This is a genomic window from Streptomyces ferrugineus (assembly GCF_015160855.1).
In the GTDB taxonomy this organism is placed as follows: Bacteria; Actinomycetota; Actinomycetes; order Streptomycetales; family Streptomycetaceae; genus Streptomyces; species Streptomyces ferrugineus.
This window is the reverse complement of record NZ_CP063373.1, coordinates 7422305-7437631: the sequence shown is the minus strand read 5'-3', so window position 1 is coordinate 7437631 and position 15327 is coordinate 7422305. Positions and strand designations below refer to the sequence as shown.

Here is a 15327-nt window from a genome sequence, read left to right as displayed (position 1 = left end):
GGAGAAACCGTGAAGAACGCAGGACAGCTGTCGCGGCGTCAGATCCTCGCCGCCGCCGGCTTCATCGGCCTCGCCACCCTCACCGGCTGCGGCAGCGGCGACGACGGCGGGGACTCCAAGGACCTGTCGAAGAAGCGGAACGGCGCCATGAAGGAGTACCGCGTCGGCCAGCAGTTCAAGGCGGCCGAGCCGCTGTCCCTGTCGGTCCTGCACAACGACAACCCGGTCTACCCGATGAAGAACGGCTGGCTGTTCTGGAAGGAGCTCACCAAGCGCACCGGCGTCACCTTCGAGCCGGTCGGCGTCCCCCTGGTCGACTACGAGAAGAAGCGCAGCGTCCTGATCGGCTCGGGCGACGCCCCGTTCCTGATCCCCAAGACGTACCACCCCTCGGAGGTCGCGTTCGTGTCGTCGGGCGCGATCCTCCCGGTCAGCGACTACGTGCACCTGATGCCCAACTTCCGGGACAAGGTCAAGCGCTGGAGACTGGAGCCGGAGATCGACTCCATCCGGCAGTCCGACGGCAGGTTCTATCTGCTGCCCGGCCTGCACGAGAAGCCCAGGTCCGGCTACTCGCTGGCGCTGCGCACGGACGTCCTCGACCGGCTCGGACTGAGCCTGCCCACCACCTGGGACGAGGTGTACGAGGTCTTCAAGGCGATCAAGGCGGAGTACCCGGACCGCTACCCGTTCTCCGACCGCTGGAGCAAGAACACGCCCTACCCGGCCGCCGCCCTCTTCAGCTACCTCGGCCAGGCGTACGGGGTCCGGGCCGGATGGACGTACAACACCGTCGACTGGGACGCCAACGCGCGGAAGTTCGTCTTCACCGGAACCAGGGACGCCTACCGGCAGATGATCGAGTTCGTGCGGAAGCTGGTCGCCGAGAAGCTGGTGGACCCGGAGAGCTTCACCCAGACCGACGACGAGGCAGTGCAGAAGCTGCTCGGCGAGAAGTCCTTCGCGATCAGCGCCAACCCGCAGGAACTGGTGCAGAACTACCGCTTCAACCTCGAGAAGCAGGTCAAGGGCGCGAAGATCGAGATGACTCCGGTGCCGCTGGGACCCGCCGGTCCCGTGGTGCTGGGCGGCGTCCGGCTGGAGAACGGCGTCATGATCTCCAGCAAGGCGCTCAAGAGCGACAGCTTCGTCGCGACGATGCAGTTCGTGGACTGGCTGTGGTACTCGGACGAGGGCCAGCGGTTCGCGCGGTGGGGCGTCGAGGGCGTCACCTACACCCGCTCCGCTGGCCAGTACCAGCCGAAGCCCGGCATCAGCCTCATGGGGTCCGACCCGGACGCCCCGAAGGACATGCAGAAGGACTACGGCTTCTACAACGGCGTCTTCGCCTACGGCGGCAGCTGGGAACTCGTCTCCTCCATGTTCAGCCCCGACGAGAAGAAGTTCCAGGACGTCATGTCCCGGCGCGAACAGACGCCCATCGCCCCGGCCCACCCGCTGCAGTCCTTCGAGCAGGAACAGGCATCCCTGTGGGAGACGCCGCTCAGGGACCACGTCACCCAGAACACCCTCAAGTTCGTCCTCGGCAAGCGCCCGATGTCCGAGTGGGACGCCTACGTCACCGAACTCAAGTCCAAGAACATGGACCGGCTCGTCGACCTGCACAACAAGGCGTACGAACGCTTCGAGAAGGAGAACGGGTGAGCGGCGGCGTCCGCACGGCCGACTTCGGCACCGGAGTCCTCTCCCGCGCCGCCGCCCTGATCCACACCCTGGTCACCGTCGAGGCCCTGCTGCTCCTGGCCGCCGCGCCCGGACTCGCCGGCCTGCTCCTGCTCGGCCCCGACCCGGCCAACCTGCCCCTGGCCGCCGTATGCCTGCTGCCGCTCGGCCCGGCCCTGTCCGCCGCCCTCTACGCCCTGCACCACCGCACCGCCGATCTCACCGATCTGCACCCGGCCCGCGCCTACGCCCGCGGCTGGCGGCTCAACGCCCTCCCCGCGCTGAAGCTCTGGGCGCCGCTGCTCGCCTGGCTGACGGTCATCGCGTTCACCTTGACCCACTTCTCCGCCACCGGCCTGCCCGGCTGGTGGGCGGTGCTGCTCGGCGCGATCGGGGCCGGCTCCCTGCTGTGGGGCGCGCACGCGCTGGTCCTCACCTCCCTGTTCGCCTTCCGCGCCCGCGACACCGCCCGTCTCGCCGGGTACTTCCTCTTCCGGCACGCCCGCGCCACCCTCGGCGCCGCCTCCCTGCTGGTGCTGGTGGCCGCGTCGACCGCCCTGCTGACCGAGGCCCTGCCCGCCCTGCTGGCCGCCCCGCTGCTGCTGTCCCTGCTGCACAGCAGCCGCCCGGTGATCGCCGAGACCGAGGAGGACTTCACGGCATGAGCGCGCCGCGCACCCCGAGGATCCCGTACGGCGGCGACTACAACCCCGAGCAGTGGCCGGAGCAGGTCTGGGACGACGACCACCGTCTGTTCACGCGGGCCGGCATCGACACCCTCACGGTCGGCGTCTTCTCCTGGTCCCTCACCCAACCCGCGCCCGACACCTACGACTTCACGGTCCTCGACCGCATCCTGGACCGTGCGGCCGCCGAGAACCGCCGGGTCTGCCTGGCCACCGGCACCGCGGCCCTCCCGCCCTGGCTGGCCAGGAGGCACCCCGAGGTCAACCGAACGGACTTCGAGGGCCGCCGCCACCGCTACGGCCAGCGCCACAACTTCTGCCCCAGCTCACCGGCGTACCGTGACCACGCCACGGCGCTCGCGGCCCGCCTCGCCGAACGCTACGCGGCCCACCCGGCGCTGCTCGCCTGGCACGTCAACAACGAGTACGGCGGGGCGTGCTACTGCGACCTGTGCGCCGGGGCCTTCCGGGAGTGGCTGAAGGACAGGTACGGCACCCTCGACGCCCTCAACGACGCCTGGTGGACCACCTTCTGGTCCCACCGCTACACCGACTTCGGCGAGATCGAGCCCCCGAACGCCCTCACCGAGCACTGGCGGGGCCCCGACCACACCGCGTTCCAGGGCATCACCCTCGACTACCTCCGGTTCACCACCGACGCGCTGCTCGGCTGCTTCCTCGCCGAGAAGGAGGTGATCCGCGCCCATGACCAGGACACGCCCGTCACCACCAACTTCATGGGCATGTTTCGCCCCCTCGACTACCACCGCTGGGCGCCGCACCTCGACTTCGCCTCCTGGGACAGCTACCCGCCCCTCGACGCCCCGCCCACCTGGCCCGCCCTCGCCCACGACCTGATGCGCGGCCTCAAGGACGGCGCCCCCTTCTGGCTGATGGAGCAGACCCCGTCCACGACGGCCTGCCGTGACGTCAACCCGCTGCGCCGCCCCGGGGAACTCCGCCTGGCCACCTTCCAGGCCATCGCCCACGGCGCGGACGCCGCCCTCTACTTCCAGCTGCGCGCCTCGCGCGGCGCCTGCGAGAAGTACCACGGCGCGGTCATCGGCCACGCGGGCCGTGACGACACCCGCGTGTTCCGTGAAGTGGCGGGGCTGGGGCGGGAGTTGGAGGCGCTCGGCGACGTGACGCTCGGCGCTCGTACCCCCGCGCGCACCGCGCTCCTCTTCGACTGGGACAGCTGGTGGGCCCTGGAGACCTCCGACGGGCCCTCCCGGCTGGTGAAGTACCAGGAGATGGTCCACGCCTACTACCGGGCCGCCCGCGAGGCCGGCGTGGACGTGGACGTCGTGCCGGTCACGGCCGACCTCACGGGGTACGACGTGGTCCTCGCGCCGGTCCTGCACATGGTCAAGGGCGACCTGGCCACCCGCCTGGAGGCCGTCGCCGCACGCGGCGGCACCGTTCTGACGACCTTCCTCTCGGGGCGCGTCGACGAACACGACCGCGCCTTCCTCACCGACGTCCCCGGCCCGCTCGCCCCTCTCATGGGCGTCCGCGTGGACGAATGGGACGCGCGGCCTGCCGACGTCGTGCAGCCGGTCCAGTTGGGAGAGCTGACCTGCGAGGCCCGCCTGGTCTTCGAGATCGTCCTGCCGCGCGGCGCCGAGCCGGTCGGCACGTACGGCGCCGACTTCTACGCCGGCACCCCGGCCGTGACCCACAACCGCCTCGGTGCGAGCGGGGGCGAGGGCTGGTACGTCGCCACCGCCCTGGACCAGCCCGGCGTCGACCGGGTCGTCCGCCGGATCCTGGCCCGCCACGACCTGCTCGGCCCGTACTCCGACCAGCCGACCGTCGAGACGGCGACGCGCGTCGCCCCCGACGGCACCCGCCTGCTCTTCCTCCTCAACCACGCCCCCGAACCGGCCCGTCTGACCGCCCACACCGCCGCCACCGACCTGCTGACCGGCAAGCGGGTCGAGAAAGGCGGGCCACTGACTCTCGACCCACTCGGCACAGCGATCCTGCGGGTTCAGTAGATGCGGCGCCCATGTGCGTCGCCCACACCTGACTTGCGCAGGAAGTAGCTGTTGATCTGATCGCGCCACTCGCGGGCACTGCGGAGCTGCTCCTCGTACCGCTCCGCGACCCGCGCGTGGCGCGCCGGGTCCATCAGCCCCGCCAGCGAGGCCCACACCTCGCGGGCCCGCTCCACCTCCGCCACGCCTTCGAAGTGTGTGTCGTATATGTGCTGGATCACCGTCTTCCCGCTCCGGAGCACATGGTTGTACGACACATGGTGGAAGAACAGCAGCACCTCGTCCGGGCAGGTGTCCGGTGACTCGTACACCTCGGCCCACTGCTCGGCGTACTGCCCCGCGTACCCGGTGCCGGTCGCCACGCTGCGGTCGACGCCGACGCCGTCGCGGTCGGCGAAGTGGTAGGTGCCCCAGGGGCTGTACTCGTACCCGTCCACGCTCGGCCCGTAGTGGTGGCCGGGCTGCACCATCCAGCCCACCCCGAGCGGCGCCGTGTACTTCTCGTACGTCCGCCACGAACCGTCGAGCACCGCGTGCAGCTCCGCCGCCGGACGCGGTCCGAAGGTGAGGGCGATCCACTCGTCCAGGATCCGGCCCGGATCCGCGCCGGGCTCCCAGGCCAGCCGCCCGAAGGTGTACAGGTTCGCCTGGGCCAGCGGATGGCCGGTCCAGAACGGATCGTCACCGACGTTGGACACGGCCACCAGCCCACCGCGCGCCAACTCCCCGACCGCGGCCGACTCCTCCGGCCGGAACCGCAGCACCTCACTCCACATGGGCCCGAGCCAGCACACATGCCGCTGCTGCCCGGTGTACTCCTGGGTGGCCTGCAGCTCCACGGCGAGCCGAGTGCGCGGCATCGCACCGATCAGCGGCGAGAGAGGCTCCCGCACCTGGAAGTCCATCGGCCCGTGCTTCACCTGGAGCACAGCGTTGGCGGCGAACTGCCCGTCCAGCGGCACGAAATGGTCGTACGCGGCCCGCGCCCGGTCCGTCGTCCGGTCCCGCCAGTCCTGTCGGTGGTCGTAGACGAAGGCCCGCCAGTGCACCGTGCCGCCGTACGGCCCCAGTGCGGCGGCCAGCATGTTCGCCCCGTCCGCGTGGCTGCGGCCGTACGCGAAGGGCCCCGGCTGCCCCTCCGAGTCGGCCTTCACCACATACCCGCCGAAGTCCGGGATCGCCCCGTACACTCGCGCGGTCGTCCGCGCCCACCACCCGCGCACACCCGCATCCAGCGGATCCGCCGTGGACAGCCCGCCGAGCACCATCGGCGCCGCGAAGGTGACCGACAGATGGGTGCGGATGCCATAGGGCCGCAGCACAGCCGCGATCGCGGCGACCTCGCCGATCCGGTCCGTCAGCAGACGGGCCTCGGTCTCGTGCACATTGACGTTGTTGACGGCCACGGCGTTGATCCCGCACGCCGCCAGCAGCCGCCCGTACGCCCGCACCCGCCCCAGCAGCTCGCCGCGCGCCCGTCCGTCCTCCCAGAACAGCGAGCCGCCGGCGTATCCGCGCTCCACCTGGCCCATGACCGGATGCACGGCCACGTTGTCCCAGTGGTCGAGCATGCGCAGCGCCACGTCGGGCCGGTGCTCCTCGCGGTCGTGCGAGCCCTGGAACGCCGTGTCACCGAGCCGTACGACGTGGAAGAGGCCGTACAGCAGCCCGGGCCCGCCGGACGCGGTGACGGTCGTACGGCCGTCACCGCGCTCGAAGGCGAACGCCTCGCCGTCACCCGGGCCGGTCAGCTCCAGCACCAGGTCGTACGGTTCGGGGGAGCCCTCGCGCGAGACGCTCCCCCCGAACCGCGCGCAGGCATCCGCCACTTCCCCGTGCACGGTGTCCACCAGCGGACCCGAGCCGCGGATCAGGGTCCGCCGGGTGCCGATCGGCCGGAACGCCCCGTCCGGCAGCCAGGCCGGATCGACACCCTGCATGAGACCCCCAACTCCGTTGCTCAGGCGAGCAGTTCGACTTCCGACAGCACCGCCTCGCCGTCGAGCACCAGGCGGTACTTCGCGTACGTACCCGGCGACCCCACGGAGAACGCCCGTGTCTGGCGGTCCCATGCGAAGGACTGCCCGGAGCGTCCGTCGAGGGTGCGCCACGTGGTGCCGTCCTTCGACCCCTGGAGCTTCCAGCCGGCCGGCGCCTTCGTCCGGTCGGACGGCGACGTCAGGGTGTACTGCACGGCCCTGGTGCCCTCGGACACCGGCAGGTCCACCGATGTGACGCTCGCCTGGGTCGCCGAGGTGTCGTCGAACAGCGCCCCGTCAGCTCCGTCACCCTTCAGCGCGTCCGCCCGAGGCGTCGGCACCTTGTCGTCCTTGGTGATGGACACGGGCGCCGCGTTCTTGCCGGTGCCCCAGGACGAGGGCCGCGGGCCCATGTCGAACTCCAGGACGCCGCCCTTCGCGATCAGCGAGTGCGGCAGCGAGGTCGACTTCCACGGCACCCCGTTGACCCTCAGGCCCTGGACGTACACGTTGCGGGCGCTGTTCCTCGGCGCCTTCACCACCAGCTTGCGGCCGTTCTCCAGCTGGACCGTCGCCTTATTGAACAGGGGTGAGCCGATGGCGTACTCGCCACTGCCCATCACCAGCGGATAGAAGCCCAGCGCGGAGAACAGGAACCAGGCCGACTGCTCGCCGTTGTCCTCGTCGCCGTGGTAGCCCTGTCCGATCTCGCTGCCGACGTACAGCCGCGACAGCACCTCGCGCACGTTTTTCTGCGCCTTCCAGGGCTGCCCGGCCGCGTCGTACATGTAGATCGCGTGGTGGGCGACCTGGTTGGAGTGGCCGTACATGCCCATCCGGACGTCCCGTGCCTCCGTCATCTCGTGGATGACACCGTTGTAGGAGCCCTTGAACTCCGGCGAGGCCGTCTCCGGGGTGGCGAAGTACTCGTCCAGCTTGTCGGCCAGACCGTCCCGGCCGCCGTAGAGGTTGGCCAGGCCCCGGCTGTCCTGGGGTGCCGTGAAGGCGTACCCCCAGCCGTTGGTCTCCGTGTAGTCGTAGCCCCACACGCGCGGGTCGTACTTCGAGGACTCGACGCGCCAGTCGCCCTTCTGGTCCCGGCCCTGGAAGAAACCGGCCTTCCCGTCGAACAGGTTCACATAGTCCCGGGCGCGGTCGAGGAAGTACTCCGACTCCTCCTTGTAGCGCTTGTCGCCAGTCTTCTTGTACAGGGCCCGGCCCATCTTCGCGATGCCGTAGTCGTTGAGGTAGCCCTCCAGCGCCCACGACAGGCCCTCGTGCGTCTCGGTGCTGGTGTAGCCGAGGAACGGCGAGGTCGCCATGCCCTTGCGGCCGACGCCGGACGACGGGGGCACGACGGTCGCGTTCTTCACGGCCGCGTCGTACGCCGACTTCGCGTCGAAGTCGACGCCCTTGACGTAGGCGTCCGCGAAGGCGACGTCCGAGGAGGTGCCGGTCATCAGGTCGGCGTAGCCGGGGGAGGACCAGCGGGAGGTCCAGCCGCCGTCCTTGTACTGCTGCACGAAGCCGTCGACCATCTCGCCCGCCTGGCCCGGGGTGAGGAGCGAGTACGCGGGCCAGGTGGTCCGGTAGGTGTCCCAGAAGCCGTTGTTGACGTACACCTTGCCGTCCACGATCTTCGCCCCGGTGTGCGTCGGGGTGTCGGGGTTCGGCATCGGCGAGAACGGCGACGCGTACCGGTACTTCCCGCCGACCTTCTCGAAGCCGGAGTTGGGGTACAGGTACAGCCGGTACAGGCTGGAGTACAGCGTGGTCAGCTGGTCCGGCGTCGCGCCCTGAACCTCGACCTTGCCGAGCAGCCGGTCCCACTGGTGCTGGGCGCGTGACTTCACGCGCTCGAAGGAGGCGCCGTCGACCTCCTGGCGCAGGTTGTCCTTCGCCTGGTCGACGCTGATGAGCGAGGTGGCCAGGCGCAGGGTGACCGTCCGGTCGGCTCCGGCGTCGAAGCGCAGATAGCCCTTCACCCCACTGGACGAGCCCTCGGTCACCGGCTTGTCGAACTCGCCGTACACGAACAGCCGGGTCGCGCCCGTCGACAGCCCGGACTTCACGTCCGAGTAGCCGGTGACGATCCCGTTCTCCTCGTCGAGGGTGAGCCCCGCCTGGTCCGTCACGTTGTCGAAGACGACGCTCGCGTCGTCACCCGGGTAGGTGAAGCGCAGCACCGCCGCGTGGTCGGTCGGCGCCATCTCCGCCTTCAGCCCGTTCTCGAACCGCACCCCGTAGTAGTACGGCCGCGCCGTCTCGTTCTCGTGCCGGAAGGCCAGCTCGCGGGCCTCCCGCCCGGTGTCCGGGGTGCCGGCGGCGGCCGACGGCATCATCTGGAAGGTCTGCCGGTCACCCATCCAGGGGCTGGGCTCATGGCTGGCGCTGAACGCCTGGACCGTCGGCAGGTTGTCGTCGTTGTTGGCGCGGGCGTAGTCGTACAGCCAGGTCAGCGAGCCCGCGTTCGTCACCGGCGTCCAGAAGTTGAAGCCGTGCGGCACGGCGGTCGCCGGGAAGTTGTTGCCGCGTGAGAAGCCGCCGCTGGAGAGGGTGCCGCGGGTGGTGAGCGCGTAGTCGGACGGGTGGGCCTTCGGCTTCTCGGGGGCCACCGCCTTCAGCGCGATGTCGTCCAGCCAGCCGCGGAACTTCGCCGGGCCCTTGGGGGAGTCGTACGCCACCAGGATCCGGTCGACCGTCCTGCCGGCCGCGACCGATCCGATGCGCGAGGCGACGTTGTTCCACTGGTTGACGTAGAGCACCTTGGCCGCGCCCTGCCCGCGCGGCGACAGCGGGAAGCCGTGCTGGTCGGTGGCGCCGAGGTCGCTGAGGTGGGTGCCGTCGGTGAAGGCGAGGTCGACGGAGACGTTCGTGGCGTCGTAGTCGCGGTCGCCGTCGGCCATCGACGGGAAGACGCGGTAGGACAGCCGGGTGTCGCGGCCGACGGCCACGTTCACGTCGTAGACCTTGTTGTACGAGTACGCCCGTCCGTCCGCCGTGTGCCGGCCGGCGTAGCGCAGCGCCCGCTTGCCGGTGAAGCCGGCGCCCGCCTTGGCGGTCGGCGAGCCGCTCGGGCCGCGGTCGACCAGGGAGAGCATGTCCTGTGGGACCGGGCCGTCGCTGCCGCCCGTGGAGAACTGGACGTCGGCGAGCTGGAGGATGTCGGCGGCGCCGTGGTTCTCGGTGATCTCCAGCCGGAAGTGCTGGTACTCGGCCGGTTCCGCGAGGTCGTACGTCCTGGTCTGGAACCGTTCGGCGAAGCTCTCACCCGATCGGGTGTCGACCGTCTTCCAGTCCTTGCCGTCCGTGGAGCCCTGAAGGATCCAGTCCTGGGGGTCGCGTTCGGCGTAGTCATTGGCCGAGGTGAGGGCGTACTTGGCGATTTTCACCGGCTTGTCCAGGTCGAACTCCACCCACCCGGTGGGGGCGAAGACCAGCCATTTGCTGCTGGGCTCCCCGTCGACGAGGTTCTCCTTCACCTCGCCGCCGCCGGTGTTCTCCCCGCTCGCCCGTACGTCCGTGACGTGGTCGGTCACATTGCCCGGGATGCCGGTGCTGTAGCCGCCGTCGACGCCCGAGGCGCGTTTGGTGCCGTCCGGGGCGGTGTCGACGGTGTTGAGCCAGTCGGGTGCCGGATCGTCCGCCTCGAAGGAGGAGGCGAACTCCCGGTCGGCTGTCGCGGGCGCCTCGGGCAGGGCCACCGCCGCCCCCTGCGAACCCACGGTCAAAGCAAAGGCGGCCGCCGACACGACCGCCGTACCCCATCTGTGCCGAGCTCTCTGCTGCTTCAACGGGTACCCTCCCTGCGCACGGGACAACGTTGTCAACTTCGCTGCGCAAGGACCAGTTGTGGCTCAAGTGCCAAGTATTGTCAAGGGTGTTGGCTGTGGCATTCGGGGCTTATGTCGCGGATTTTTGGGGCAAGCCGCGCACAGGCCACTCATATTTCCGGGAGGTCTCAACTCGGAAAAGACCACCGGCCAACCTTGCGTTCGATCTTGCTCCGCTGACGGGAAGTGGACTATACCTGTCGGCACTTCACATGATTCCGCACTTCCTGCACGACCCCAGCTTGACCCGATCGCGGTGCCGGGGAGGATCCGGTTCACCGCCTGAGTCCTGGAGAAGGCGAGGACTTGAGCATGGGATCCACTTCCGCCCAGAACCCCGAGACCAACGGCTCCGCGCGCGTCGGACGCCGCGATCTGATCAAGCGGTCCGCCGCGCTCGGCCTGATCTCCGTCCCCACCATGAGCTTCCTGTCCGCCTGTGCCAGCGGCGGTGGGAGCGACAACGGGGACAAGGCCAAGGAAGGCAAGAAGACCGCGAAGAACCCGCTCGGCGTCAATGACACCGCGCAGATGGAGTTCGTGCTGTTCGACGGCGGCTTCGGCAAGGAGTACGCCGAGGACGCCGTGAAGATCTACGAGAAGAACTTCCCCGAGGTGAAGGTGAAGTTCTCGGCCACCCAGAAGATCCAGTCCACCCTGCAGCCCCGCTTCAACCAGGGCAACCCGCCGGACCTCATCGACAACTCCGGCGCCGAGCAGATGGACATGGGCGTCCTGGTCGGCAAGGACCAGCTCGCCGACCTCACGCCCCTGCTGGACGCCCCGTCGTACGACGACCCGAACAAGAAGGTCCGCGACACGCTGCGCCCCGGCATCGTGGAGATGGGCCAGTTCGACGGCGAGAAGGTCTGGATCATGTACTACGCCTACACGGTGTACGGCGTGTGGTACTCGCAGAAGGCCCTGGACTCGCTCGACGAGCAGTACCCCGAGACCTGGGACCAGATGCTCGCGGTCTGCGAGAAGGCCAAGAAGAAGGGCATGGCGGGCTGGACGTACGCGGGCAAGTACCCCTACTACCTCCCCTTCTCGCTCTACCCGATGATCGGCAAGGTCGGCGGCGTCGAGGTTCTGGACGCCATCGACAACCTGGAGCCGAACGCCTGGAAGCACCCGGCGGTCAAGGCCTGCTTCGACGCCTACTACGAGCTCTACAAGAAGGGCTACGTCCTCAAGGGCACCCCGGGCCTGGACCACATCCAGTCGCAGACCGCGTGGGCCCAGGGCAAGGCGCTGTTCATCCCGAACGGCTCCTGGGTGGAGAACGAGTCGGCCAACGTCATCCCGAAGGACTTCGGCCTCGCCGTCTCCGCGCCGACCGGCATCGACTCCTCCGACAAGCTGCCCTTCGGCACGATCTGGGCCTCCGGCGGTGAGCCCTTCATCGTCCCGGCCAAGGCGAGGAACACCGCCGGCGGCATGGAGCAGCTGCGCATCATGCTGAGCGAGGCGAGCTCCAAGAACTTCACCAGCAAGGTCAAGTCGCTGACCGCGTACAACGGCGGCACGGACGGCATCACCCTGACCCCGGGTCTGCAGTCCGGCGTCGCGGCGCTGGAGAAGGCGGGCCAGAACGTGGTGAACCCGCGGCTCCAGGACTGGTACGTGCAGCTGCAGAAGGAGAAGATCGGTGTCTCCGGTCTCGGCGAGATGATGGCCGGACGCCTCACCCCGGCCGAGGCCATCAAGAAGATCCAGGCCTTCGCCGACGAGGCGGCGAAGGACACGTCGATCAAGCACTACAAGCACCAGTAGGTCCCGTGAGGATCCGTCACCAGCGGCTGCACCCGCGCGCAGATCGGGGTCGATAGCAATGCAGCACGGCAAGTACCGGTTCATCGTGGGGTTCCTCGCGGTGCCCCTGGGCCTGTACGGGCTCTTCGTCGTCTGGCCGTTCATCCAGTCCATCTACTACTCGTTCACGGACTGGACCGGGCTCAGCCCCGAATTCAAGATGGTCGGCTTCGACAACTACGAGAGAATGCTCGACGACGACATCTTCTGGAAGTCGTTGCAGCACAGCCTGCTGTTCGCGTTGTTGCTGCCGCTGGTGACCCTCAGTTTCGCGCTGTTCCTCGCCTTCATGATCAATGTGGGCGGGCGGCGCCGGAAGGGCGGCCCGGCGATCAGCGGTGTCCGCGGGTCCTCGTTCTACAAGATCGTCTACTTCTTCCCGCAGGTGCTGTCGATCGCGATCGTCGCGCTGCTGTTCGCCTTCGCGTACAACCCGGACAGCGGCGCGATCAACTCGATCCTGCGCGGCGTGGGGCTCGACAGCATCCAGCCGCTGTGGCTGGGCGACCCGAACCTCGCCCTGTGGGCCGTGATGGCGGTGATCGTCTGGTCCACGGTCGGCTTCTTCGTGGTCCTGTTCTCGGCCGGTATGGCCTCCATTCCGGCCGATCTGTACGAGGCCGCGCTGCTCGACGGCGCCGGCCGTGCCACCACCTTCTTCCGGGTCACCCTGCCGCTGCTGTGGGACACCGTGCAGTCCGGCTGGGTCTATATGGGCATCCTCGCCCTCGGCGCCGAGTCGTTCGCGGTCGTACACATCATGACGACCGGACCCGGCGGCCCCGACTACTCGACCACGGTCATGGTCCTGTACGTGTACCAGAAGGCGTTCCGAGACGGGCAGGCCGCCTACGCCACCACGATCGGCGTGGCCCTGCTCATCGTGACGCTGGCCTTCGCCGCCGTCGTGATGCGGCTGGGGCGGCGCGAGCGGCTGGAGTTCTGACAGATGAAGACGACCGAGACCACCGCTCCCGTACCGGCCGAGTCCGGTACGCCCGTCACCAAGATCGACGTATCGGCCAAGAAGCCGGGCGGGAAGAAGAAGGAGGGCACCACCCTCAACGTCTTCTCCCACGGCATTCTGATCATCTGGGCGTTCATGGTCGTCATGCCGCTGCTGTGGGCGGTGATGACGTCCTTCAAGGACGACGCGTCCATCTTCGGCTCGCCCTGGTCGCTGCCGGACAAACTGCACTTCTCGAACTGGGCCCGGGCGTGGACCGAGGCCAACATGAGCGACTACTTCCTCAACACCGTCCTGGTGGTGGGGGGTTCGCTCATCGGCACCCTGGTGCTCGGCTCGATGGCGGCCTATGTGCTCGCCCGCTTCGACTTCCCGGGCAACCGCTTCATCTACTACCTGTTCATCGGCGGCATGAGCTTCCCGATCATGCTCGCGCTGGTCCCGCTGTTCTACGTCGTGAACAACATGGGGCTGCTGAACACGATCCACGGGCTGATCCTGGTCTACATCGCGTACTCGCTGCCGTTCACGGTGTTCTTCCTCACGGCGTTCTTCCGCACCCTGCCGACCTCGGTGGCCGAGGCGGCCTTCGTGGACGGCGCCTCGCACAGCCGTACGTTCTTCCAGATCATGCTCCCGATGGCCAAGCCGGGCCTGGTCAGCGTCGGCATCTTCAACTTCCTGGGCCAGTGGAACCAGTACATGCTGCCCACGGTCCTCAACACCGACCCCGAGAAGCGGGTGCTCACCCAGGGCCTGGTGCAACTGGCCGTCAGCCAGGGCTACAAGGGGGACTGGTCCGGGCTCTTCGCCGGCCTGGTGATGGCCATGCTGCCGGTGCTGGCGGCCTACATCGTCTTCCAGCGCCAGGTGGTGGCGGGGCTGACCGCGGGGGCGCTGAAATAGACCGAGGCGGCGTCCTGAACCCAAGCGGCGGGTAGCGCTCCGGAACCGATCGAGTGCACGCCGTTCCCGGCCCCGGGAGCGGCGTGTACATGTGTGTGCACAAACCCGGATCCGGTTCAACCTCTTGACGGGAGGCAACCCGAACGGCTCAGCTTAGAGTTCACTAGTTGGACACGAACGGGGCCTCACCGAAGCGGCCCCGCGCGCAGGAGGTCGTCGTGGAGACTCCGGGGTCGCAGTCGTCGCTGCACCGAGCCAACCTGGAGCGGGTCGTGCGGGCCGTACGGCTGGCCGGATCCCTCACCCAGGCGGAGATCGCGAGGACCACCGGTCTGTCCGCGGCGACGGTCTCCAATATCGTCCGTGAACTCAAGGACGGCGGAACGGTCGAGGTCACGCCCACATCGGCGGGCGGCCGCCGGGCCCGCAGCGTCTCGCTCAGCGGGGACGCCGGCATCGTCATAGGGGTCGACTTCGGCCATACCCATCTACGTGTCGCGGTCGGGAACCTGGCCCATCAGGTGCTGGCCGAGGAGTCCGAGCCGCTGGACGTGGACGCCTCCTCGACCCAGGGGTTCGACCGCGCGGAACAGCTGGTCAACCGGCTGATCGCGGCCACCGGCGTCGACCGCTCCAAGATCGCCGGGGTCGGCCTCGGCGTGCCCGGCCCGATCGACGTCGAGTCCGGCACCCTCGGCTCCACCGCCATCCTGCCGGGCTGGACCGGCACCAAGCCCGCCGAGGAGCTGCGCGGCCGGCTCGGCGTGCCCGTGCACGTGGACAACGACGCCAACCTGGGCGCCCTGGGCGAGCTGGTCTGGGGCAGCGGGCGGGGCGTGCGGGACCTGGCGTACATCAAGGTCGCCAGCGGTGTCGGCGCCGGTCTGGTGATCAACGGCAAGATCTACCGGGGCCCCGGCGGCACGGCAGGTGAAATCGGGCATATCACCCTTGATGAATCCGGCCCGGTCTGCCGCTGCGGAAACCGGGGCTGCCTGGAGACCTTCGCGGCCGCGCGCTATGTGCTCCCGCTGCTCCAGTCCAGCCATGGCACCGATCTGACCATGGAGGGCGTCGTACGGCTGGCCAGGGACGGAGACCCGGGCTGCCGTCGGGTGATCGCCGACGTGGGCCGTCACATCGGCAGCGGAGTCGCCAATCTCTGCAACCTCCTGAACCCCAGCCGCGTGGTGCTGGGCGGTGATCTCGCCGAGGCCGGCGAACTGGTCCTCGGGCCCATCCGGGAGTCCGTCGGCCGCTACGCCATCCCCAGCGCCGCGCGCCAACTGTCCGTTCTCCCCGGGGCACTTGGCGGCCGCGCCGAGGTGCTCGGAGCCCTTGCGCTCGCACTCAGCGAGATGGGGGATTCGGCGCTTTTGGACGGAAGTGTCGCCAGCCCTCTTTCGGTCGCCGCGCCTGCCTTCACTTAGAGAACGTATGGCACCGTTGCCAACCCGT

9 protein-coding genes are annotated in these 15327 nt (G+C 68.9%); 7 read left to right on the top strand and 2 right to left on the bottom strand.

The window, feature by feature from the left end:
* Positions 1-9 precede the first annotated feature (9 nt).
* The 3 genes from IM697_RS33225 to IM697_RS33215 are packed head-to-tail and all read left to right on the top strand — an operon-like array spanning position 10 to position 4369.
* Positions 10-1665, top strand: a complete 1656-nt coding sequence (locus IM697_RS33225) for an ABC transporter substrate-binding protein (RefSeq protein WP_194039788.1) — start codon at positions 10-12, stop codon at positions 1663-1665.
* Positions 1662-2348 carry a hypothetical protein gene (locus tag IM697_RS33220; protein ID WP_194039787.1) on the top strand — a complete coding sequence of 229 codons (687 nt, stop codon included), beginning with the start codon at positions 1662-1664 and terminating at the stop codon, positions 2346-2348. The genes IM697_RS33225 and IM697_RS33220 overlap by 4 nt, the downstream gene beginning before the upstream one ends.
* Positions 2345-4369, top strand: a complete 2025-nt coding sequence (locus IM697_RS33215) for a beta-galactosidase (protein WP_194039786.1) — start codon at positions 2345-2347, stop codon at positions 4367-4369. The genes IM697_RS33220 and IM697_RS33215 overlap by 4 nt, the downstream gene beginning before the upstream one ends.
* On the opposite strand, the gene IM697_RS33210 is transcribed toward IM697_RS33215, so the two are convergent.
* Positions 4363-6309 carry an alpha-glucuronidase gene (locus IM697_RS33210; protein ID WP_194039785.1) on the bottom strand — a complete coding sequence of 649 codons (1947 nt, stop codon included), beginning with the start codon at positions 6307-6309 and terminating at the stop codon, positions 4363-4365. The genes IM697_RS33215 and IM697_RS33210 overlap by 7 nt on opposite strands.
* Positions 6310-6329: 20 nt before the next feature.
* Positions 6330-10079, bottom strand: a complete 3750-nt coding sequence (locus IM697_RS33205; RefSeq protein WP_194049987.1) for a GH92 family glycosyl hydrolase — start codon at positions 10077-10079, stop codon at positions 6330-6332.
* A 414-nt stretch (positions 10080-10493) separates the two neighbouring features.
* Between IM697_RS33205 and ngcE the strand changes: the two genes are divergently transcribed.
* From ngcE to IM697_RS33185, 4 genes are all read left to right on the top strand, one after another.
* Positions 10494-11957: an N-acetylglucosamine/diacetylchitobiose ABC transporter substrate-binding protein gene (gene ngcE / locus IM697_RS33200; protein ID WP_194039784.1), complete on the top strand. Its 1464-nt coding sequence runs from the start codon at positions 10494-10496 to the stop codon at positions 11955-11957.
* A 58-nt stretch (positions 11958-12015) separates the two neighbouring features.
* Positions 12016-12942 carry a carbohydrate ABC transporter permease gene (locus tag IM697_RS33195; RefSeq protein ID WP_194039783.1) on the top strand — a complete coding sequence of 309 codons (927 nt, stop codon included), beginning with the start codon at positions 12016-12018 and terminating at the stop codon, positions 12940-12942.
* A gap of 3 nt (positions 12943-12945) precedes the next feature.
* A complete protein-coding gene (locus IM697_RS33190) occupies positions 12946-13869 on the top strand; it encodes a carbohydrate ABC transporter permease (protein WP_194039782.1) in 924 nt (307 codons plus the stop codon).
* A 218-nt stretch (positions 13870-14087) separates the two neighbouring features.
* Positions 14088-15299 (top strand): ROK family transcriptional regulator, encoded by a 1212-nt coding sequence (locus tag IM697_RS33185; protein WP_194049986.1) that lies wholly within the window; start codon positions 14088-14090, stop codon positions 15297-15299.
* Positions 15300-15327 lie beyond the last annotated feature (28 nt).

Bases quoted from the DNA above. Each gene is read 5' to 3' on its own strand.
- IM697_RS33215 (WP_194039786.1), top strand. From the start codon at position 2,345: ATGAGCGCGCCGCGCACCCCGAGGATCCCGTACGGCGGCGACTACAAC.
- IM697_RS33210 (WP_194039785.1), bottom strand. From the start codon at position 6,309: ATGCAGGGTGTCGATCCGGCCTGGCTGCCGGACGGGGCGTTCCGGCCG.
- ngcE (WP_194039784.1), top strand. From the start codon at position 10,494: ATGGGATCCACTTCCGCCCAGAACCCCGAGACCAACGGCTCCGCGCGC.
- IM697_RS33195 (WP_194039783.1), top strand. From the start codon at position 12,016: ATGCAGCACGGCAAGTACCGGTTCATCGTGGGGTTCCTCGCGGTGCCC.
- IM697_RS33190 (WP_194039782.1), top strand. From the start codon at position 12,946: ATGAAGACGACCGAGACCACCGCTCCCGTACCGGCCGAGTCCGGTACG.